General features: G+C 57.7%; 21 protein-coding genes. 4 read left to right on the top strand and 17 right to left on the bottom strand.

The features are described from left to right. Window positions 1-5: 5 nt before the first annotated feature. From atpG to rpmH, 16 genes are all read right to left on the bottom strand, one after another. Window positions 6-866 carry a F0F1 ATP synthase subunit gamma gene (gene atpG / locus K5E37_RS20635; protein ID WP_007954161.1) on the bottom strand — a complete coding sequence of 287 codons (861 nt, stop codon included), beginning with the start codon at window positions 864-866 and terminating at the stop codon, window positions 6-8. A gap of 50 nt (window positions 867-916) precedes the next feature. Further along, window positions 917-2461, bottom strand: a complete 1545-nt coding sequence (gene atpA / locus K5E37_RS20630; RefSeq protein ID WP_085606310.1) for a F0F1 ATP synthase subunit alpha — start codon at window positions 2459-2461, stop codon at window positions 917-919. 21 nt (window positions 2462-2482) lie between these two features. Beyond that, window positions 2483-3019, bottom strand: a complete 537-nt coding sequence (locus K5E37_RS20625; protein WP_011336717.1) for a F0F1 ATP synthase subunit delta — start codon at window positions 3017-3019, stop codon at window positions 2483-2485. 12 nt (window positions 3020-3031) lie between these two features. Further along, window positions 3032-3502 (bottom strand): F0F1 ATP synthase subunit B, encoded by a 471-nt coding sequence (locus K5E37_RS20620; protein ID WP_007954149.1) that lies wholly within the window; start codon window positions 3500-3502, stop codon window positions 3032-3034. 58 nt (window positions 3503-3560) lie between these two features. Next, window positions 3561-3818 carry a F0F1 ATP synthase subunit C gene (gene atpE, locus K5E37_RS20615; RefSeq protein WP_003097235.1) on the bottom strand — a complete coding sequence of 86 codons (258 nt, stop codon included), beginning with the start codon at window positions 3816-3818 and terminating at the stop codon, window positions 3561-3563. Window positions 3819-3952: 134 nt separating this feature from the next. Further along, a complete protein-coding gene (gene atpB, locus K5E37_RS20610; RefSeq protein WP_007954148.1) occupies window positions 3953-4822 on the bottom strand; it encodes a F0F1 ATP synthase subunit A in 870 nt (289 codons plus the stop codon). Window positions 4823-4838: 16 nt separating this feature from the next. Beyond that, window positions 4839-5246 (bottom strand): F0F1 ATP synthase subunit I, encoded by a 408-nt coding sequence (locus K5E37_RS20605; RefSeq protein ID WP_003229783.1) that lies wholly within the window; start codon window positions 5244-5246, stop codon window positions 4839-4841. A gap of 148 nt (window positions 5247-5394) precedes the next feature. After that, window positions 5395-6267: a ParB/RepB/Spo0J family partition protein gene (locus K5E37_RS20600; protein ID WP_064600630.1), complete on the bottom strand. Its 873-nt coding sequence runs from the start codon at window positions 6265-6267 to the stop codon at window positions 5395-5397. Window positions 6268-6276: 9 nt separating this feature from the next. Next, on the bottom strand, window positions 6277-7074 hold the full coding sequence (locus K5E37_RS20595) for a ParA family protein (protein ID WP_007954142.1): 798 nt from the start codon (window positions 7072-7074) through the stop codon (window positions 6277-6279). Between the two features lie 18 nt (window positions 7075-7092). Then, entirely contained in the window at window positions 7093-7737 is a 645-nt protein-coding gene (gene rsmG, locus K5E37_RS20590) for a 16S rRNA (guanine(527)-N(7))-methyltransferase RsmG (RefSeq protein WP_007911906.1), read from the bottom strand. Then, on the bottom strand, window positions 7734-9632 hold the full coding sequence (gene mnmG, locus K5E37_RS20585; protein ID WP_007954140.1) for a tRNA uridine-5-carboxymethylaminomethyl(34) synthesis enzyme MnmG: 1899 nt from the start codon (window positions 9630-9632) through the stop codon (window positions 7734-7736). The genes rsmG and mnmG overlap by 4 nt, the downstream gene beginning before the upstream one ends. A 551-nt stretch (window positions 9633-10183) precedes the next feature. Next, the gene (gene mnmE, locus K5E37_RS20580; protein WP_085606314.1) at window positions 10184-11554 is read right to left on the bottom strand and encodes a tRNA uridine-5-carboxymethylaminomethyl(34) synthesis GTPase MnmE; all 1371 of its coding nucleotides are present in this window, start codon (window positions 11552-11554) and stop codon (window positions 10184-10186) included. Between the two features lie 81 nt (window positions 11555-11635). Then, entirely contained in the window at window positions 11636-13318 is a 1683-nt protein-coding gene (gene yidC, locus K5E37_RS20575) for a membrane protein insertase YidC (RefSeq protein WP_007954136.1), read from the bottom strand. A 2-nt stretch (window positions 13319-13320) separates the two neighbouring features. After that, entirely contained in the window at window positions 13321-13566 is a 246-nt protein-coding gene (gene yidD, locus K5E37_RS20570) for a membrane protein insertion efficiency factor YidD (protein ID WP_010465488.1), read from the bottom strand. Continuing rightward, window positions 13559-13960 carry a ribonuclease P protein component gene (gene rnpA, locus K5E37_RS20565; protein WP_011336726.1) on the bottom strand — a complete coding sequence of 134 codons (402 nt, stop codon included), beginning with the start codon at window positions 13958-13960 and terminating at the stop codon, window positions 13559-13561. The genes yidD and rnpA overlap by 8 nt, the downstream gene beginning before the upstream one ends. A 16-nt stretch (window positions 13961-13976) precedes the next feature. Further along, entirely contained in the window at window positions 13977-14111 is a 135-nt protein-coding gene (rpmH, locus tag K5E37_RS20560; RefSeq protein WP_003213577.1) for a 50S ribosomal protein L34, read from the bottom strand. 568 nt (window positions 14112-14679) lie between these two features. Between rpmH and dnaA the strand changes: the two genes are divergently transcribed. From dnaA to gyrB, 4 genes are read left to right on the top strand one after another with little or no spacing between them, the layout of a single operon-like run. Next, on the top strand, window positions 14680-16203 hold the full coding sequence (gene dnaA / locus K5E37_RS20555; RefSeq protein WP_007954132.1) for a chromosomal replication initiator protein DnaA: 1524 nt from the start codon (window positions 14680-14682) through the stop codon (window positions 16201-16203). A 39-nt stretch (window positions 16204-16242) separates the two neighbouring features. Further along, a complete protein-coding gene (gene dnaN / locus K5E37_RS20550; RefSeq protein ID WP_007954131.1) occupies window positions 16243-17346 on the top strand; it encodes a DNA polymerase III subunit beta in 1104 nt (367 codons plus the stop codon). 14 nt (window positions 17347-17360) lie between these two features. Then, on the top strand, window positions 17361-18464 hold the full coding sequence (gene recF / locus K5E37_RS20545; protein WP_221534992.1) for a DNA replication/repair protein RecF: 1104 nt from the start codon (window positions 17361-17363) through the stop codon (window positions 18462-18464). 5 nt (window positions 18465-18469) lie between these two features. After that, window positions 18470-20887 (top strand): DNA topoisomerase (ATP-hydrolyzing) subunit B, encoded by a 2418-nt coding sequence (gene gyrB, locus K5E37_RS20540; protein WP_011331734.1) that lies wholly within the window; start codon window positions 18470-18472, stop codon window positions 20885-20887. Between the two features lie 62 nt (window positions 20888-20949). On the opposite strand, the gene K5E37_RS20535 is transcribed toward gyrB, so the two are convergent. Next, entirely contained in the window at window positions 20950-21666 is a 717-nt protein-coding gene (locus K5E37_RS20535; RefSeq protein ID WP_085612483.1) for a response regulator transcription factor, read from the bottom strand. Window positions 21667-21675 lie beyond the last annotated feature (9 nt).

The following is a 21675-nucleotide window of genomic DNA, read 5'->3' as shown; positions in this document are numbered from 1 at the left end:
AACCGTTAAACCGCGGCAGCGCCGCCGACGATTTCCGAGATCTCTTGGGTGATCGCAGCCTGACGCGCCTTGTTGTAGATCAGCTGCAAATCGCTGATCAAATCACCGGCGTTGTCGGTAGCGTTCTTCATCGCGATCATCCGCGCAGCCTGCTCAGCCGCGTTGTTCTCGACCACCGCCTGGTACACCTGCGACTCCACGTAACGCACCATCAAGCCGTCAAGCAGCTCTTTGGCGTCTGGTTCGTAGAGGTAGTCCCAGTGGTGCTTGAGTTCTTGATCCGGGGTCGCCACCAATGGAATCAACTGCTCCACGGTAGGCTGTTGCGTCATGGTGTTGATGAACTTGTTGGATACCACGGACAGGCGGTCAATACGGCCGTCCAGGTAGGCATCCAGCATCACCTTGACGCTGCCGATCAGATCATTGATCGACGGCTCTTCACCCAGGTGGCTGATAGCTGCAACGACGTTACCGCCGAAGTTGCGGAAAAAGGCCGCACCCTTGCTACCAACGACACACAGATCGATCTCGACGCCGTTTTCGCGGTTTACCGCCATGTCCTTGACCAGGGCCTTGAACAGGTTGGTGTTCAAGCCGCCGCACAGACCACGGTCACTGCTCACCACGACATAACCGACGCGCTTTACTTCGCGATCGATCATGAACGGGTGGCGGTATTCCGGGTTGGCGTTGGCCAGATGCCCAATTACCTGGCGGATACGCTCCGCATAAGGACGGCTAGCAGCCATGCGCATTTGTGCCTTGCGCATTTTGCTGACCGCCACTTTTTCCATGGCGCTGGTAATTTTTTGCGTGCTTTTGATGCTCGCAATCTTACTGCGAATCTCTTTTGCGCCTGCCATGTAACACCTATCAGGTTAGCAAGCGGGAGCCTTGCGGCTCCCGCTGCGGCTTACCAGGTTTGGGTGGCCTTGAACTTCTCGATACCAGCCTTCAGGCCAGCGTCGATTTCGTCATTGAAGTCACCTTTAACGTTGATCTTGGCCATCAAATCGGCGTGATCGCGGTTGAAGAAAGCGATCAGCGCTTGTTCGAAGCTGCCGATCTTGGCGATTTCAATGTCAGTCAGGAACCCACGCTCAGCGGCATACAGCGACAGCGCCATGTCAGCGATCGACATCGGTGCGTATTGCTTCTGCTTCATCAGCTCGGTAACGCGCTGACCATGCTCAAGTTGCTTGCGGGTCGCTTCGTCCAGGTCAGAAGCGAACTGGGCGAATGCTGCCAGTTCACGGTACTGAGCCAGAGCGGTACGGATACCACCGGACAGCTTCTTGATGATCTTGGTCTGAGCGGCACCACCCACACGGGATACCGAAACACCGGCGTTCACTGCAGGGCGGATGCCCGAGTTGAACATGGCCGATTCCAGGAAGATCTGACCGTCGGTGATGGAAATCACGTTGGTCGGAACGAACGCGGAAACGTCGCCAGCCTGGGTTTCGATGATCGGCAGTGCGGTCAGGGAACCGGTTTTGCCGGTCACTGCGCCGTTGGTGAACTTCTCTACGTACTCTTCCGAAACGCGGGATGCACGCTCCAGCAGACGGGAGTGGAGATAGAACACGTCGCCTGGGTAAGCTTCACGGCCTGGTGGACGGCGCAGCAGCAGGGAAATCTGGCGGTAAGCCACTGCTTGCTTGGACAGATCGTCATAGACGATCAGCGCGTCTTCACCGCGGTCGCGGAAGAATTCACCCATGGTGCAACCGGAGTACGGAGCCAGGAATTGCAGTGCTGCAGATTCCGAAGCGCTCGCTGCAACGATGATGGTGTTAGCCAGTGCACCGTTTTCTTCCAGCTTGCGAACCACGTTGGCGATGGTCGATTGCTTCTGACCGATTGCCACGTAGACGCAGAAAATGCCGCTGTCTTTCTGGTTGATGATCGCGTCGATCGCCAGAGCGGTTTTACCGATCTGACGGTCACCGATGATCAGCTCACGCTGGCCACGGCCGACAGGGATCATGGCATCGACAGCCTTGTAGCCAGTCTGTACAGGCTGGTCTACCGACTTACGCCAGATCACGCCCGGAGCAACTTTCTCGACCGCGTCGGTCTCGGTGTTGCCCAGTGGACCTTTGCCGTCAACAGGGTTACCCAGTGCGTCGACAACGCGACCCAGCAGTTCCTTACCAACCGGAACTTCGAGGATGCGGCCGGTGCACTTGGCGCTCATGCCTTCAGCCAGAGTCGTGTATGCGCCCAGTACAACGGCACCTACGGAGTCTTGCTCCAGGTTGAGGGCCATACCGTAGACGCCGCCCGGAAACTCGATCATCTCGCCGTACATGACGTCGGCCAGACCGTGAATCCGCACGATACCGTCAGATACGCTGACGACAGTGCCTTCGTTACGGGCTTGGGAGGTCACATCGAGCTTTTCGATGCGGCCCTTGATAATTTCACTTATTTCGGAAGGATTGAGTTGCTGCATTGCTCTGCTGCCCCTTCAAACTCAAGATTTCAATGCTTCGGCAAGTTTCGCGATTTTGCCGCGAATCGAGCCATCGATAACCAGGTCGCCGGCGCGGATGACCACCCCCCCGATAAGGGAGCTGTCTTCCTCGACTTGCAGGCGCACTTCCCGGTTGAGTCGTGCACTGAGAACCTTGGCGAGTTTGTCTTGCTGTTCTTGGTTCAATGCAAAAGCACTGGTCACTTCAACGTCTACCGATTTCTCTTGCTCGGCCTTGTACAGGTCAAACAGAGCGGCGATCTCCGGCAGAAGCGGGAGACGGTCGTTTTCGGCAACGACATTGATGAAGTTCTGTGCCTTGGCATCAAACTTGTCGCCGCACACGTCAATGAACGTGGCGGCCTTTTCTGCGCTCGTCAGTCGCGGGGCCTTGAGCACGCGCTGCATGGTGTCGTCTTGCGACACCGCTGCTGCCAGGCCGAGCATGGCTGACCAATTGGCCAGTTGCTGGTGGGCCTGAGCGTGCTCGAAGGCCGCCTTAGCGTAAGGTCGGGCCAACGTGGTCAGTTCTGCCATGATCGCCCTCGCTTAGATTTCAGCAGCCAGTTGGTTAACCAGCTCTGCGTGCGCGTTTTGATCGATTGTGGCACCCAGGATCTTCTCGGCGCCGCCGACAGCCAGCAAGCCCACTTGGGCGCGCAGCTTGTCTTTGACACTGTTCAGTTCCTGTTCGATCTCGGCTTGAGCCTGAACCTTCACACGGTCAGCGTCGACACGGGCCTTTTCAACGGCCTCTTCGACAATCTGGTTACCGCGTTTCTTGGCTTGCTCGATGATTTCAGCTGCCTGAGCTTTCGCTTCGCGCAGTTGCTGACCCGCTTTCTCTTGGGCCAACTCCAGGTCGCGAGCTGCACGGCTGGCAGCGTCCAGACCATCAGCGATCTTCTTTTGACGTTCGTGCAGAGCCGCGATGACCGGAGGCCATACGAACTTCATGCAGAACAGTACAAAAATCAGGAACGCAACGGACTGGCCAATCAGGGTCGCATTAATGTTCACGCCAACACCTCGCAGTTACGTTGTCCATCACACCAAATCACTCGGAAAATCCGAATGATTAGCCAGCGATTTGACCAACGAACGGGTTCGCAAAGGTGAAGAACAGAGCGATACCAACACCGATCATGGTTACGGCGTCGAGCAGACCGGCAACGATGAACATTTTAACTTGCAGCATTGGAACCATTTCTGGCTGACGCGCTGCGCCTTCCAGGAACTTGCCGCCCAGCAGGCCGAAACCAATTGCGGTACCCAGTGCGCCCAGGCCGATCAACAGTGCAACAGCGATAGCGGTTAGACCAACTACAGTTTCCATCTTTCCTCCCGACTTTTACGTCGTATGGTTTAGGTTTTTTAGATTAAAGCGGTAAAACAAATCGTTTCATGGTGCCCCGTGAGGAGCCCCTTCCCGTTTGACCGGGAAGGACATCAGACTAGTCGAGACTGGTCTTAATGGTTTTCTTCGTGCGCCATCGACAGGTAGACGATGGTCAGCATCATGAAGATGAACGCCTGCAGGGTGATGATCAGGATGTGGAACACAGCCCACGCCCACTGCAGGACAACACCCAGGCCGCTGAGCCAGAGCAGGCCGCTGCCGAACATCACAGCGATCAGGATGAACACCAGCTCGCCGGCATACATGTTGCCGAACAGACGCAGAGCCAGAGAGATCGGTTTGGCGATCAGGGTCACGAATTCCAGCAGGAAGTTCACCGGGATCAGCAGGGCCTGAACGAAGATGTTCTTGCTGCCGAACGGGTGCAGGGTCAGCTCGCCGATGAAGCCGCCGAGGCCCTTGACCTTGATGCTATAGAAAATGATCAGTGCGAAAACCGAGAACGCCATGCCCAGGGTCGCGTTCGGGTCGGTAGTCGACACGGCGCGGAACGGGATGTGGTGGTCGCCGGAGATCAGGATGGCCAGCTGAGGAATCCAGTCGACCGGTACCAGGTCGACGGCGTTCATCAGGAACACCCAGACGAAGATGGTCAGTGCCAGCGGTGCAATCACCGGGCTACGGCCATGGAAGCTGTCTTTCACGCTGCCATCGACGAATTCGACCAGGACTTCAACGAAGTTCTGCAGTGCACCCGGCTGACCGGAAGTCGCCTTCTTGGCCGCCATGCGGAAAAGAAGAACGAAGATCAGACCCAGCGCGACCGACCAGCCGAGAGTATCGACGTGGAAAGCCCAGAAGCCCATTTCCTTGGCTTCTGCTGCGGTGTGGGCAAAGCCCCAGCCGCCGTTGGGTAGCTGACCGAAGGTCAGGTTCTGCAAGTGGTGCTGGATATAGCCCGAAGCGGTTGTTTCTGCCATGGTTGCCTCAAACGCCCTAAGGTCTCGAAAGTCTTGTTCTCATCAGCAGGGGAGCGAACCAGCTGACCGACTGAGTCAGCACGAAGGCGCCGAATACAGCGATCGGCGCCAGTGGCTTCACACCTGCGAACACCAGTGCAAACAGCACTGCCGTCAAAATCAGTTTGCCTGCCTCGCCGGCATAGAAAGACCGGACGATGGACTGGGCTGCTCGGGCGCCGGAAAACCGAAATGCCTTGTGAGCGAAATAAACATTGGGCAGCAAGGCTATCAGGCCTCCGCAAAGTCCCGAGTATCCGGCAACGACTCCGTGCCATTGCCAGAGCGCCAAAGCGGCAATGAGCAAAATGACAAATTGAGCCATTAACACCGGAAAAACCGCCAGGCGATGGAACGGCAGGCGGTTTGGCTTGCGGGTTTCCATCACTATTGCTCTCCAATGGTCGGCTGCCGAAATTCAATAACTTGGCATAATTTGTGCCGACAAAATGCGCGCAGAGTATAGGGGCGGTTCTGCCCCTATTCAACTGTCAGGTAGTGATTTCCGACTGCGCGCTACAAGAGCAATTGTTTCAGCGGATGTGTGCGAGCACACCTTGAAGCTCGTCGAGGGAGTTGTAACCGATCACCAACTGACCCTTTCCCTTCTTGCCGTGGCGGATCTGCACCGCAGAGCCTAGGCGCTCGGCCAGACGCTGCTCGAGACGAGCTATATCCGGGTCGGGTTTGGACGGTTCGACCGGCTCCGGTTTGCCACTCAACCACTGACGAACCAGTGCCTCGGTTTGGCGCACGGTGAGGCCGCGTGCGACAACATGTCGCGCCCCTTCCACCTGCTGATTGTCAGGCAGACCGAGCAATGCACGGGCATGACCCATTTCCAGGTCGCCGTGGGACAGCATGGTCTTGATGACTTCCGGCAGGGCAATCAGGCGCAAAAGGTTGGCCACGGTGACGCGGGACTTACCCACAGCCTCGGCAACCTGTTGCTGGGTGAGCTGGAATTCCTGCTGCAAGCGCTGCAGGGCCACCGCTTCTTCGATAGGGTTCAGATCTTCGCGCTGGATGTTCTCGATCAGCGCAATGGCGATCGCGGTTTCATCCGGCACGTCGCGGACCATCGCAGGAATGGTTTCCTGGCCGGCCTGCTGACTGGCGCGCCAGCGGCGCTCGCCAGCGATGATTTCAAAACGGCCACCACCAATCGGGCGAACCACGATCGGCTGCATCACGCCCTGAGCCTTGATCGACTGCGCCAGCTCTTCCAGCGCCTGCGGATCCATGTCCCGGCGCGGCTGGTACTTGCCACGCTGCAGGAGGTCCAACGGCAGGTGCTGCAACTCACGGCTGTCAGCCTGCGCTGCCTGTTCTTCCAGCGAGCTGACAGTCGGACCGCTCAGCAGCGCATCCAGTCCTCGTCCGAGACCTCGTTTCTTGACGGCCATGGGGATTCCTTAAGTTGGCTGGGCAGCGGCGATGCGTGAATTTTTGCGCTGACGGCGAACCATCTCGCCGGCCAGGGCCAGATAAGCCAGCGCGCCACGCGATTGCTTGTCGTAGGCCAGCGCCGGCATGCCGTAGCTCGGGGCTTCAGCCAGACGGATATTGCGCGGGATCACCGTGTCGTACAGCTGATCGCCGAAGTGTTCCTTGAGCTGGGCCGAAACGTCGTTCATCAGACTCAGGCGCGGGTCGTACATGGTCCGCAGCAGACCTTCAACTTTCAGGTTCGGATTCAGCAGTTCAGCGATGCGCTTGATGTTATCCACAAGGTCGCTCAGACCTTCGAGCGCAAAGTACTCGCACTGCATGGGGATAATGACCCCGTCAGCGGCGACCAGTGCGTTCAGTGTGAGCATCGACAGCGACGGCGGGCAGTCGATCAGAATGTAATCGTAGTTTTCACGGATCGGCGCCAGCGCACTGCGCAGACGGCTTTCCTTCATCTGCATTTCCAGCAGCACCACTTCGGCCGCCGTCAGGTCGCGGTTGGCCGGCAGCAGTTGATAACCGCCGTGTTCAGAGTAGTGCATGGCCTGAGCCAGATCGCATTCGCCGATCAGCAGGTCGTAGACCGAGTTTTCCAGGCCATGTTTATCCACACCGCTACCCATGGTGGCGTTGCCCTGTGGATCGAGATCGATCAACAGCACCCGGCGCTTGGTCGCGACCAGGGATGCTGCGAGGTTGATGCAGGTGGTGGTCTTGCCCACACCACCCTTCTGGTTCGCTATCGCGAATACCTTAGCCATTCTTGCTTGTGTTCCCAATCATGCCGTGCGGCGCAGTATCAGCAGATGGCGTTGGCCTTGGCAACCGGGTACGGCCAGGGCGTGTTCGCTATCGAGTTTGAAGTCTGCCGGCAATGCTACCAGCTCATCGGCCGGATGGACGCCCTTCATTGCCAGCCAGCGCGTATCGGCGTCGCCGAGGTGGCGAGTCCAGTTGGTGAAGTTCTCCATGCTGCTGAACGCCCGGGAAATGATCCCGTTGAACGGCTGTGCAGGCTGGAATGCTTCGACGCGACTGTGGATAACTTGCAGGTTATCCAGTTTGAGTTCGAGTTTGACCTGGGTCAGGAAGCGGGTTTTCTTGCCGTTGCTGTCCAGGCAAGTCACTTGCGAGTCCGGATACAGGATCGCCAAAGGGATCCCCGGCATGCCGCCGCCGCTGCCAACATCCAGCCATCGGCCGTTTTCGATGAACGACATCACGCTGAGGCTATCGAGCAGGTGACGCGAAACCATTTCGTCCGGATCGCGAACGGCGGTCAGGTTGTAGGCCTGGTTCCATTTGATCAACAGGGCCAGATAACCCAGCAGCAATTCATGCTGGGTTTCAGTGAGATTGACACCGAGCTCGCGGGCTCCTGTGGATAACTCTTCGGCGTGTTGCGAAGTGACCTTAGAACTCAAGCGCTTTGCTCCAACTGACGGCCCGCGCCGCGTTTTTTCAAATGAATCATCAACAGCGAAATCGCTGCCGGGGTCACACCCGGGATCCGCGAAGCCTGGCCAAGCGTCTCGGGACGAGTCGCGCCAAGCTTGCTCTGGATCTCCTTGGAGAGACCGGAAATGTTGGTGTAATCGATATCCACAGGCAGTTTCGTGTCTTCGCTTGCACGCAGACGGGCGATTTCGTCCTGTTGACGGTCGATGTAACCGGCGTATTTGGTCTTGATCTCGACCTGTTCGGCGACCTGTGGATCTTCGGCGCCCTGCCCGGTCACTTCGACCAGACCAGCGTAGTCGATTTCCGGACGGCTCAAGAGATTGAGCAGGTTGTATTCGTGAGTCAGCGGCGTGCCGAATTTCTCGGCAATCGCATCGCCCTGCGGAGTGCCCGGGCGAACCCAGGTGCTTTTCAGGCGCTGCTCTTCGAGTTCGATGCTTTCGCGTTTCTTGCAGAACGCCGCCCAGCGCGCGTCATCGACCAGACCCAGCTCGCGACCTTTTTCGGTCAGACGCAGGTCGGCGTTGTCCTCACGCAGGATCAGGCGGTACTCGGCACGGGAAGTGAACATGCGGTACGGCTCTTGAGTACCGAGGGTGATCAGATCGTCGACCAATACCCCGATGTACGCTTCATCGCGACGCGGGCACCAGGCTTCTTTGCCTTTCGCACGCAGTGCAGCGTTCGCGCCAGCCAGCAAACCCTGGGCGCCGGCTTCTTCGTAACCGGTGGTGCCGTTAATCTGACCAGCGAAGAACAGACCGCCGATGACTTTGGTTTCCAGGCTGTACTTCAGGTCGCGCGGATCGAAGTAGTCGTACTCGATCGCATAACCCGGACGCACGATGTGCGCGTTTTCCATGCCGCGGATCGATTGCACGATCTGCAACTGCACATCGAACGGCAGGCTTGTGGATATCCCGTTCGGATACAGCTCATGGGTGGTCAGGCCTTCCGGCTCGATGAACACCTGATGGCTTTCCTTGTCGGCAAAGCGGTGGATCTTGTCTTCGATCGACGGGCAATAACGCGGGCCGATGCCTTCGATTTCACCAGCAGCGGAATACATCGGCGAACGGTCGAGGTTCGCGGCAATGATTTCGTGGGTGCGGGCGTTGGTATGAGTAATCCAGCAACTGACTTGCCGTGGATGTTGTTCCTTGTTGCCCATGAACGACATCACCGGGATCGGCGTATCGCCTGGCTGCTCGGTCATCACCGAGAAATCCACAGACTTGCCGTCGATACGCGGTGGCGTACCGGTTTTCAGGCGACCGACACGCAACGGCAGTTCACGCAGACGATGCGCCAGGGCGATCGACGGTGGGTCACCGGCACGACCGCCGGAAAAATTCTGCAACCCGATGTGGATAAGTCCGCCGAGGAACGTACCGGTGGTCAACACCACGGAATCCGCGAAGAAACGCAGACCCATTTGTGTGACGACACCACGTACTTGTTCCTGCTCGACGATCAGGTCGTCAGCAGCTTGTTGAAATATCCACAGGTTCGGCTGGTTTTCCAGAATTTCGCGGACAGCGGCTTTGTACAAAATCCGGTCGGCTTGCGCACGGGTCGCCCGTACGGCCGGGCCTTTGCGGCTGTTCAACACGCGAAACTGGATACCGCCCAGATCGGTGGCCATGGCCATCGCGCCGCCGAGGGCGTCGATTTCCTTGACCAGATGGCTTTTGCCGATGCCACCGATAGCCGGGTTGCAACTCATGGCACCGAGGGTTTCCACGTTGTGCGTCAGCAGAAGGGTTTTTGCACCCATGCGTGCTGAGGCCAGTGCTGCCTCGGTACCGGCATGACCGCCGCCGATGACGATCACTTCAAAACGGGAAGGGAAATCCACCACGCACCTCGTGCCTGCTTAAGTAGGTAATTCAGGAATAGTTTGAGATCAGGTTTCTGGACCTGGTCGGCAAGTATAGGGACTTCGCCCTTCCTAAAGAACCCTTTGCACAAAATTTAACCAGCTGTGGAGAACTCGCGGTTAAAAGAATAAAAAAGAGAGAAATTTATAAAACCTTTGTTTTAAAGCTTATTCTTACTGCCCATGGTTTCTGTGGATAGATTTCTGCAGGCCTTTATTTTCAATGTGTACAGAGATTCAAAACCCTGTGGCCATGTCGCCATGAGGCCCTTGGATAACCGGTGTAAGCCTGTGGATGAATGAGGTGGTTATCCACAGCGGCAGTTATGTTCAGTTTTCAGGCCCTGTTATCAACTGCCCTCAGCGGCAGTTATTCACAGGGCTTAATCCACAGAAATCAGGTGAATGAAGGAATCGCGGACACGGAAAATCCGCTCAGGAACAGGAATCTGTCCGGCACTGGAGGAAGGAAATACTAGAAGGGGGGACAGACAGGTCGCGAACGGACCTGTCTGTGGACAACGGAAGGGTTATTTACCGATGCAGAAGCTGGAAAAGATTCGTCCCAGCAAATCATCTGAACTGAAGGCGCCGGTGATTTCCCCGAGAGACTGCTGGGCCTGACGCAGGTCTTCGGCCAACAGCTCACCAGCACCCGCCAAGGTCAGTTGGGCACGTCCATGTTCCAGGGCATCACTGGCATGACGCAGGGCTTCGAGGTGCCGGCGGCGTGCGCTGAAGCTGCTTTCCGATGTTTGTTCGTAGCCCATGCAGGCTTTGAGGTGATCACGTAGCAGGTCCAGACCTTCACCGGCAGACTTGGCGCTCAGGCTGATCGTCACGTGGCCATCGTCACTGACTTCCAGGGCAATAGGTTCACCGGTGAGATCAGCCTTGTTACGAATCAGGGTGACCTTCGCCGGATCTGGCCGGGTTTCAAGGAATTCCGGCCACAGGGCGAATGGATCGGCGGCCTCTGGCGCAGTGGCATCGACGACCAGCAGCACTCGGTCAGCCTCGCCGATGGCTTTCAACGCTCGTTCAACGCCGATCTTTTCCACATGGTCATCGGTATCACGCAGACCGGCGGTGTCCACAACGTGCAGCGGCATGCCGTCGATGTGGATATGTTCGCGCAGGATGTCCCGAGTGGTGCCGGCTATTTCGGTCACGATCGCGGCTTCACGACCGGCCAGTGCGTTGAGCAGGCTGGATTTGCCGGCATTCGGACGACCGGCAATCACCACGGTCATGCCGTCACGCAGCAACGCACCCTGCCCGGCTTCGCGCAATACGGTGGATAACTCGTTACGAACCTTGTCGAGCATGCTCAGGACATGGCCATCAGCGAGGAAGTCGATTTCTTCTTCCGGGAAGTCGATAGCCGCTTCTACATAGATCCGCAGGCCGATCAACTGTTCGGTAAGGTTGTGCACGCGTTGGGAAAATGCACCCTGCAATGAACGCAGGGCATTGCGCGCGGCCTGTGCGGAACTGGCTTCGATCAGGTCGGCGATGGCCTCGGCCTGCGCCAGATCGAGTTTGTCATTGAGGAACGCTCTTTCGCTGAATTCACCGGGACGGGCCAGACGGCAACCCAGTTCCAGACAACGCTTGAGCAACATGTCGAGGACGATCGGGCCACCGTGGCCCTGCAGTTCCAGTACATCTTCGCCGGTGAACGAGTTCGGTCCGGGGAAATACAGCGCCAGACCTTCATCCAGCACCTGTTGATCGTCACTGAAGAACGGGCCGTAGTGGGCAAACCTTGGTTTCAGTTCACGGCCGCTGATGGCTTTGGCCGCAACGCTGGCCAGCGGCCCGGAAATTCGAACGATGCCCACGCCGCCACGGCCCTGGGCGGTAGCGACAGCTGCGATGGTTTCACGAGGTGCGCTCATAAACCGGTATCCAGACAAAAATGGCAGATAGCAAAACGCCCCACTAGGGGGCGTTTTGAGTGGTGTTATCCACAGAGTAAGTTACGCCTCGGCTTTTTTCGTCGCCGCTTCGATCTTACGCGTGATGTACCACTGTTGGGCAATCGACAGGCAGTTGTTCACAACCCAGTACAGCACCAGACCTGCCGGGAACCACAGGAAGAAGAAGGTGAAGATGATTGGCATCATTTTCATCACCTTGGCCTGCATCGGATCCGGAGGTGTAGGGTTCAGACGCTGCTGGATGAACATGGTCGCGCCCATGATGATCGGCAGGATGAAGAACGGATCCTTGATCGACAGGTCGGTAATCCACAGCATGAACGGCGCCTGGCGCATTTCCACGCTTTCCAGCAGAACCCAGTACAGCGAAAGGAAAACCGGCATCTGCACCAGGATCGGCAAGCAGCCACCCAGCGGATTGATCTTCTCTTTCTTGTACAGCTCCATCATGGCTTGCGACATTTTCTGCCGGTCATCGCCATGTTGCTCTTTCAGTGCAGCCAGTTTCGGAGCCACGGCGCGCATGCGGGCCATCGACTTGTAGCTGGCGGCCGACAGAGGGAAGAAGATCCCTTTGATCAGCATGGTCAGGAAGATGATCGACCAGCCCCAGTTGCCGACGATGCTGTGGATATGTTGCAGCAACCAGAAGATTGGCTGGGCAATGAACCACAGAATGCCGTAGTCGACAGTCAGTTCCAGACCTGGGGACAACTCTTTCAGCACCGCCTGGCTTTTCGGACCGGCATAGAGAACAGCGCTGGTCTCGACTTTTGCACCCGGTGCAGCGGTCAACGAAGGACCGGTGTAACCGATGATGTAGTTGCCTTTGCTGTCTTTACGGGTCTGGACGATGTTGTTTTCGCCCTTCGGAGCAACCCATGCAGTCACGAAATAGTGTTGCAGCCAGGCTACCCAGCCACCGGTGACGGTTTCCTTGAGCTGACCTTTGTCCATGTCCTTCATGGACACTTTCTTGTACGGCTCGGAACTTGTCCACAGGGCGGCGCCCAGGTAAGTCGCGGTACCGGTAGCAGTTGTGGACGAAGGATCGGCGCTTGCATCGCGCTTCAGCTGGGCAAACATCGAACCGGACCAAGGCTGAGCGCTCTGGTTGTCGATCAGATAGGTCACGGTCACGTCATACAGGCCACGTTTCAGAGTGAAACGTTTGATGTAATTGACGCCGTCCTTGCTGAATTTCAGGTCGACGACCAGTTGGTCCTGACCGTCAGCCAGTTGATAAGTCTTCTTCTCCGAGGAGTAGATCGGACGACCGGCCGGGTTTGCATCCGGACCGTTGGTGCCAATCAGACCGCTCTGTGCCAGATAAGTACGTTCGCCACCGTTGTCGAACAGCTGGAACGGAACGTCCGGACGATCCTGACGACGTGGATACAGCGGCAAGGTCAGCTGGGCAACATCGCCACCTTGTGGATCGATCGCGAGATCGAGCACGTCGGTCTTGATCTGGATCAGATCCTTGCTGACAGCGACCGGCGTTTCGGCAGGTGCGCTGGTATCGCTTGCGGCGCGCGGAATATCGTCACTGGCAGCAGCATTATTGCCAGTGGCGGTGTCCGGCAAACCGGATGTAGTCGTACTGGAAGCAACATTCTGAGTCGGCAGGGCAGCCTGGCCATAGTCCTGGTTCCATTTAAGGACCATGACGTAGGACACGATTGCCAGGGCGACGATCAGGATCGTGCGTTTGATATCCATGATTACTCGGCCATCGAAGAAGAACGGGAGGTAGGGATAGGTGGAACCGGGTCATAACCACCGGGATTCCACGGATGACAGCGACCTAAACGACGAAAGGTCAGCCAGCCACCGCGCAGAAGGCCATGATTTTCGATGGCTTCGTACGCGTAGCAAGAACAACTGGGGTAGAAACGACAGTGACTGGCCATCAGGGGACTAATGGCGTAGCGATAAAACTGGATCGGAACGAGTGCCAGTTTACGCATCTGGACTGTCTACCCCTACAGTTTCGGTTTTGACTGCTGGTACCGGCTTGTTGCGTGCCAGACGCTTCCAGAGTTTGCCGAAATGCTGAATCAATTCGGGGTTTTCTACGTCACCCAAACCTTTGCGCGCGACGATAACGATGTCCCAGCCGACCAGTGAATCCTGGTGCAGGCGAAACGATTCGCGCATAAGACGTTTGAGGCGATTGCGCTCGACGGAGAGCTTGACGCTCTTTTTCCCGATAACCAGCCCGAGACGGGGGTGATCGAGATCGTTGTTGCGCGCAAGGAGCAGGAGATTTTTCCCCGGAACCTTGCCGGTAGGGGAGTCAAAGACTGCCTTGAAATGCCGGGGAGTAAGCAGACGCTTTTCCCGACTGAAGTCCTGACTCACCTCCAGTGCCGGATTATCAAACTGCCAGACGTGCGCGGCCTTTGGCGCGACGACGCGACAGTACGGCACGACCGTTCTTGGTAGCCATGCGAGCACGGAAACCGTGGGTACGAGCGCGTTTGATAGTGCTTGGTTGGAAAGTACGTTTCATGTCGTGTTACCTGGTTCGTCCACAACGGGCCGGAATGGCCCCCGTTTTAAGAGACCGGGGATTCTAGAGAAAGCAAGCCAATAGGTCAATTTCCAACCAACGTTTCCTTATAAATAGATCTTCGGAGCTGACAGGACCTGATTACCCGGTTTGCCAAAGATAAAAATAAAGAAGGGAATTATTTAAAGCTTTTCTGTAAAGCTTGTAAAAGCTAGGTGCACGGTTCGCTGTGGATAACTGGCTCAAGGCCTTGTTTCAAGCGATGTACAGAGAATGACAACTACAGTGGAAAACCGTGTTCAGCCTGTGCTGCACTGTCGGATAACCTGTGTGTGGAATAGGTGGTTATCCACAAGCTGGTTATCCACCGACTTTCGCCCCCAGTTGTCCAGTGTGCTCAGATAGGGTTATCCACAGAGCTTATGCACATACCGTCGGTCGCCTTTTTCGCGTTTAACGCATTGATAAATCATGTCCACCGGGCAACCTGCATGTGGATAAGTGGACGACTGGCCGCTACAATGGCCGCTTGTTTTTGCCTCACCGGCTTTCAACTTAGGGGATATCCGTGTCAGTGGAACTTTGGCAGCAGTGCGTGGAGCTTTTGCGCGAAGAGCTGCCTGCCCAACAATTCAACACCTGGATCCGTCCACTACAGGTCGAAGCCGAAGGCGACGAGTTGCGCGTCTACGCACCGAACCGTTTTGTTCTGGACTGGGTCAACGAAAAGTACCTGGGGCGCGTCCTTGAACTGCTGGATGAGCATGGCAACGGTCTGGCACCGTCGCTCTCCTTATTAATAGGCAGCAAACGCAGTTCGGCGCCGCGTGCGGCACCGAATGCGCCATTGGCTGCTGCGCAAGTGTCCCAGGCTCAGGCCAATACCGCGCCAGCCAGTGCACCAGCACCCGCTCCGACGCCTGCGCCGACCAAGCGCTCGACGCAGAAAACCGAAGAAATCAGTGAAGAGCCGTCACGCGACAGCTTTGATCCGATGGCCGGTGCCGCTTCGCAACAGGCCCCGGTGCGCGCTGAACAGCGCACCGTGCAGGTCGAAGGCGCGCTCAAGCACACCAGCTACCTCAACCGCACCTTTACCTTCGAGAACTTCGTCGAAGGTAAATCCAACCAGCTCGCCCGTGCGGCGGCCTGGCAGGTGGCAGACAACCCGAAGCACGGCTACAACCCGCTCTTCCTTTATGGTGGCGTGGGCCTGGGTAAGACGCACTTGATGCACGCGGTGGGTAACCATCTATTAAAGAAGAACCCGAATGCCAAGGTCGTGTACCTGCATTCCGAGCGTTTCGTGGCCGACATGGTCAAGGCGCTGCAACTGAACGCGATCAACGAGTTCAAGCGTTTCTACCGTTCGGTGGACGCCCTGCTGATCGACGACATTCAGTTCTTCGCCCGCAAGGAACGTTCCCAGGAAGAGTTTTTCCACACCTTCAACGCCCTGCTTGAAGGTGGCCAGCAGGTCATTCTCACCAGTGACCGCTACCCGAAAGAAATCGAAGGCCTTGAAGAGCGCCTTAAATCCCGCTTCGGCTGGGGCCTGACGGTTGCCGTCGAGCCGCCGGAGCTGGAAACCCGCGTCGCCATCTTGATGAAGAAGGCCGACCAGGCCAAAGTCGAGTTGCCACACGATGCGGCGTTCTTCATTGCCCAGCGCATTCGCTCCAACGTCCGTGAGCTGGAAGGCGCGCTGAAACGCGTGATCGCCCACTCGCACTTCATGGGCCGCGACATCACCATCGAGTTGATTCGCGAATCCCTGAAAGACCTGTTGGCGCTGCAGGACAAACTGGTCTCTGTGGATAACATTCAGCGCACCGTCGCCGAGTACTACAAGATCAAGATCTCCGACTTGCTGTCCAAGCGCCGTTCGCGTTCGGTCGCTCGTCCGCGTCAGGTGGCGATGGCATTGTCCAAGGAACTGACCAACCACAGCCTGCCGGAAATCGGCGATGTGTTTGGCGGCCGCGACCACACGACCGTGCTGCACGCCTGCCGCAAGATCAACGAACTTAAGGAATCCGACGCGGACATCCGCGAGGACTACAAGAACCTGCTGCGTACACTGACCACTTGATGAACACCAGCGCAGCTTATTAAGGCAAGGGACTAGACCATGCATTTCACCATTCAACGCGAAGCCCTGTTGAAACCCCTGCAACTGGTCGCAGGCGTCGTCGAGCGCCGACAGACCTTGCCGGTACTGTCCAACGTGCTGCTGGTTGTCGATGGCCAGCAACTGTCGCTGACCGGTACCGACCTGGAAGTCGAGCTGGTCGGTCGCGTGCAACTCGAGGAGCCGGCTGAAACAGGTTCCATCACCGTGCCGGCGCGCAAGCTGATGGACATCTGCAAGAGCCTGCCGAACGATGCGCTGATCGACATCAAGGTCGACGAGCAGAAGCTGGTGGTGAAAGCCGGCCGTAGCCGTTTCACCCTGTCGACCCTGCCGGCCAACGACTTCCCGACTGTGGAAGAAGGCCCGGGTTCGCTGACCACCAGCCTGGAACAGAGCAAGCTGCGTCGCCTGATCGAACGCACCAGTTTCGCCATGGCCCAGCAGGACGTGCGTTACTACCTCAACGGTATGTTGCTGGAAGTGTCGACCGGTGTGATCCGTGCCGTGGCCACCGACGGTCACCGTCTGGCCATGTGCTCGATGCAGGCCGACATCGGTCAGCAGGAACGCCATCAGGTGATCGTGCCGCGTAAAGGCATTCTCGAACTGGCGCGTCTGCTTACCGAGCCGGACGGTAACGTCAGCATCGTCCTGGGTCAGCACCACATCCGTGCGACCACCGGCGAATTCACCTTCACCTCGAAACTGGTCGACGGCAAGTTCCCGGACTACGAGCGCGTTCTGCCGAAGGGCGGCGACAAGCTGGTACTGGGTGATCGTCAGGCGTTGCGCGAAGCGTTCAGTCGTACCGCGATTCTGTCCAACGAGAAATACCGCGGTATCCGTCTGCAACTGGCCAGCGGTCAGTTGAAGATCCAGGCCAACAACCCGGAGCAGGAGGAAGCGGAAGAAGAAGTAGGCGTGGAATACAACGGCGGCTCCCTGGAAATCGGCTTCAACGTCAGCTATCTGCTCGACGTGCTGGGCGTGATGACTACCGAGCAGGTTCGTCTGATCCTGTCCGACTCCAACAGCAGTGCGCTGGTGCAAGAGTCCGACAATGACGATTCGGCTTACGTTGTCATGCCGATGCGTCTGTAATCAGCTGACTCTGGATGTCGCTAAGTCGCGTCTCGGTCACCGCGGTGCGCAATTTGCACCCGGTGACCTTCTCCCCCTGCCCCCGAATCAACATTCTTTACGGCGCCAACGGCAGCGGCAAAACCAGTGTTCTGGAAGCCATTCACCTGCTGGGGCTTGCCCGTTCGTTTCGTAGCACGCGGCTGTTGCCGGTCATCCAGTATGAGCAGCTTGCTTGCACCGTTTTCGGCCAGGTTGAACTCGCCGAGGGTGGCCACAGCGCATTGGGTATATCTCGCGACCGTCAGGGCGAGTTCCAGATCCGCATCGACGGTCAGAACGCTCGTAGCGCTGCGCAACTGGCGGAAATCCTGCCGCTGCAGTTGATCAACCCCGACAGCTTTCGCCTGCTGGAAGGCGCGCCGAAGATTCGCCGGCAGTTCCTCGATTGGGGGGTGTTCCACGTCGAGCCGCGGTTCATGGCCACCTGGCAGCGTTTGCAGAAGGCCTTGCGCCAGAGAAACTCCTGGCTGCGGCATGGTACACTTGACGCCGTTTCGCAAGCGGTTTGGGACAGGGAACTGTGCCAGGCCAGCGCTGAAATCGATGAATACCGCCGCGCTTACATCAAAGCCTTGAAACCAGTCTTTGAACAAACCTTGAGCGAACTGGTTGAGCTCGAAGGTTTGACGCTCAGCTATTACCGAGGCTGGGACAAGGACCGGGAATTGAGCGCTGTACTCGCCGGATCCGTGCAACGGGACCAGCAAATGGGTCATACCCAGGCTGGGCCACAACGGGCTGACTTGCGTCTTAGATTGGGCGCACACAACGCCGCGGACATCCTGTCCCGGGGTCAGCAGAAGTTGGTGGTCTGTGCGTTGCGGATTGCCCAGGGGCATCTGGTGAGCCAGGCCCGACGCGGCCAGTGTATTTATCTGGTGGATGACTTGCCGTCCGAACTGGACGAGAGCCACCGTCGCGCGCTGTGCCGCTTGCTGGAAGACTTACGCTGCCAGGTTTTTATCACCTGTGTAGATCACGAATTATTGAGGGAAGGCTGGCAGACGGAAACGCCAGTCGCTCTGTTCCACGTGGAACAGGGCCGTATCACCCAGACCCACGACCATCGGGAGTGAAGGCATTGAGCGAAGAAAATACGTACGACTCATCGAGCATTAAAGTGCTGAAAGGCCTGGATGCCGTGCGCAAACGTCCCGGTATGTACATTGGTGACACCGACGATGGCAGCGGTCTGCACCACATGGTGTTCGAGGTGGTCGACAACTCGATCGACGAAGCCCTCGCCGGCCACTGCGACGACATCAGCATCATCATCCACCCGGATGAGTCCATCACCGTTAAAGACAACGGCCGTGGCATCCCGGTAGACGTGCACAAGGAGGAAGGCGTTTCCGCCGCCGAGGTCATCATGACCGTTCTCCACGCTGGCGGTAAGTTCGACGACAACTCCTACAAAGTATCCGGCGGTCTGCACGGTGTAGGTGTTTCGGTTGTGAACGCGCTGTCCGAAGAGCTGGTCCTGACTGTTCGTCGCAGCGGCAAGATCTGGGAACAGACCTACGTCCACGGCGTACCTCAGGCACCGATGGCGATCGTTGGTGACAGCGAAACCACCGGTACCCAGATTCACTTCAAGGCTTCCAGCGAAACCTTCAAGAACATTCACTTCAGCTGGGACATCCTGGCCAAGCGCATTCGTGAACTGTCCTTCCTCAACTCCGGTGTCGGTATCGTCCTCAAGGATGAGCGCAGCGGCAAGGAAGAGCTGTTCAAGTACGAAGGCGGCCTGCGTGCGTTCGTTGAATACCTGAACACCAACAAGACTGCGGTCAACCAGGTGTTCCACTTCAACATCCAGCGTGAAGACGGCATCGGCGTGGAAATCGCCCTGCAGTGGAACGACAGCTTCAACGAGAACCTGTTGTGCTTCACCAACAACATTCCGCAGCGCGACGGCGGCACCCACCTGGTGGGCTTCCGTTCCGCACTGACGCGTAACCTGAACAACTACATCGAGCAGGAAGGTCTGGCGAAGAAGCACAAAGTCGCCACCACCGGTGACGATGCCCGTGAAGGCCTGACCGCGATCATCTCGGTGAAGGTGCCGGATCCGAAGTTCAGTTCCCAGACCAAAGACAAGCTGGTGTCTTCCGAAGTGAAGACCGCGGTCGAACAGGAAATGGGCAAGTACTTCTCCGACTTCCTGCTGGAAAACCCGAACGAAGCCAAACTGGTCGTTGGCAAGATGATCGACGCTGCCCGTGCCCGTGAAGCGGCGCGCAAGGCCCGTGAGATGACTCGCCGCAAAGGCGCGCTGGACATCGCCGGCCTGCCAGGCAAGCTCGCTGACTGTCAGGAAAAAGACCCGGCGCTGTCCGAACTGTACCTCGTGGAAGGTGACTCCGCGGGCGGCTCTGCCAAGCAGGGTCGTAACCGCAAGACCCAGGCCATCCTGCCGCTGAAGGGCAAGATCCTCAACGTCGAGAAAGCACGTTTCGACAAGATGATCTCGTCCCAGGAAGTGGGCACGCTGATTACCGCACTGGGCTGCGGTATCGGTCGCGAAGAGTACAACATCGACAAGCTGCGCTATCACAACATCATCATCATGACCGATGCTGACGTCGACGGTTCGCACATCCGTACCCTGCTGCTGACCTTCTTCTTCCGTCAGTTGCCTGAGCTGATCGAGCGCGGCTACATCTACATCGCCCAGCCGCCGCTGTACAAGGTCAAGAAAGGCAAGCAAGAGCAATACATCAAAGACGACGACGCCATGGAAGAGTACATGACGCAGTCGGCTCTGGAAGACGCGAGCCTGCACCTGAACGAAGACGCCCCGGGTATTTCCGGTGAAGCGCTGGAACGTCTGGTGAATGACTTCCGCATGGTGATGAAGACCCTCAAGCGTCTGTCCCGCCTGTACCCGCAGGAGCTGACCGAGCACTTCATCTACCTGCCGGCCGTCAGCCTGGAAATGCTTGGCGACCACGCGAAGATGCAGGATTGGCTGGCTCAGTACGAAGTCCGTCTGCGCACCGTCGAGAAGTCGGGCCTGGTCTACAAGGCCAGCCTGCGTGAAGACCGTGAACGTGGCGTTTGGCTGCCAGAGGTTGAACTGATCTCCCACGGCCTGTCGAACTACGTCACCTTCAACCGCGACTTCTTCGGCAGCAACGACTACAAGACCGTCGTCACCCTCGGCGCTCAACTGAGCACCCTGCTCGACGAAGGCGCGTACATCCAGCGTGGCGAGCGCAAGAAAGCGGTCACCGAGTTCAAGGAAGCCCTGGACTGGCTGATGGCCGAAAGCACCAAGCGCCACACCATCCAGCGATACAAAGGTCTGGGCGAAATGAACCCGGATCAGCTGTGGGAAACCACCATGGACCCAAGCGTGCGCCGCATGCTGAAAGTCACCATCGAAGACGCCATTGGCGCGGACCAGATCTTCAACACCCTGATGGGTGATGCGGTCGAACCTCGCCGTGACTTCATCGAGAGCAATGCTTTGGCGGTTTCCAACCTGGATTTCTGATCCCGGTCAGCGCCAACGAAAAGGCCAGCGCATTTGCGTTGGCCTTTTTTATTGCCTGCGATTCACTCCCCTGCCGCCACACTCTCCAACCGATACCCATACCCATAAATCGTCAGCAACTGCCAGCCCCGATCCGCCGTCAGCCCGAGTTTGTTGCGCAGGCGATAGATATGAGTGTCCAGCGGTCGCGATGTCGACATCTCTTCATGGGGCCAGAATCGTTCGTACAGGTAATCCCGTGAAAGCGGTCGCCCAAGGTTGCTGAACAGGCAATGGGCGAGACGATATTCACGTTCAGTCATGACGATCGGTTTGCCGTCGCGGGTGACGGTGAGTTCGGCGTCGTCGAACACCAGGTCGTTGAAACGCAGGACTTCGGTCGGGGCGCTTCGTTGCAGGCTGTGCCGGCGCAGTACCGCCGCCACGCGGGCCTTCAGTTCATTGGGCCGAAACGGCTTGCTGACATAGTCGTCGGCCCCGGCATTCAGGGCCTGGACGATGTCGCTTTCACCGTCGCGGCTTGTGAGCATGATGGCCGCCGGCGGGGCTTCCATGTGTTCGCGTGTCCAGCGCAGCAGCGCCAGGCCAGTGAGGTCGGGCAGCTGCCAGTCGAGGATCAGCAGGTCGAAGGTTTCCCGGCGCAACTGTCGCAGCAGGTCTTCACCGCTTTCGAAGCTGTGCAGTGACCAGGGCTGTCCTCCGGCCTCGGCCATTTGTTGCAGGGTCTGCTCGACCCGGCGCAGTTCGGCGGGTTCATCGTCCAGTATCGCAACGCGCATACGCGGTGG

It is taken from the genome of Pseudomonas sp. RIT778, from assembly GCF_019718735.1.
Classification (GTDB): Bacteria; Pseudomonadota; Gammaproteobacteria; order Pseudomonadales; family Pseudomonadaceae; genus Aquipseudomonas; species Aquipseudomonas aphyarum.
This window is presented reverse-complemented; position numbering and strand designations above follow the sequence as displayed.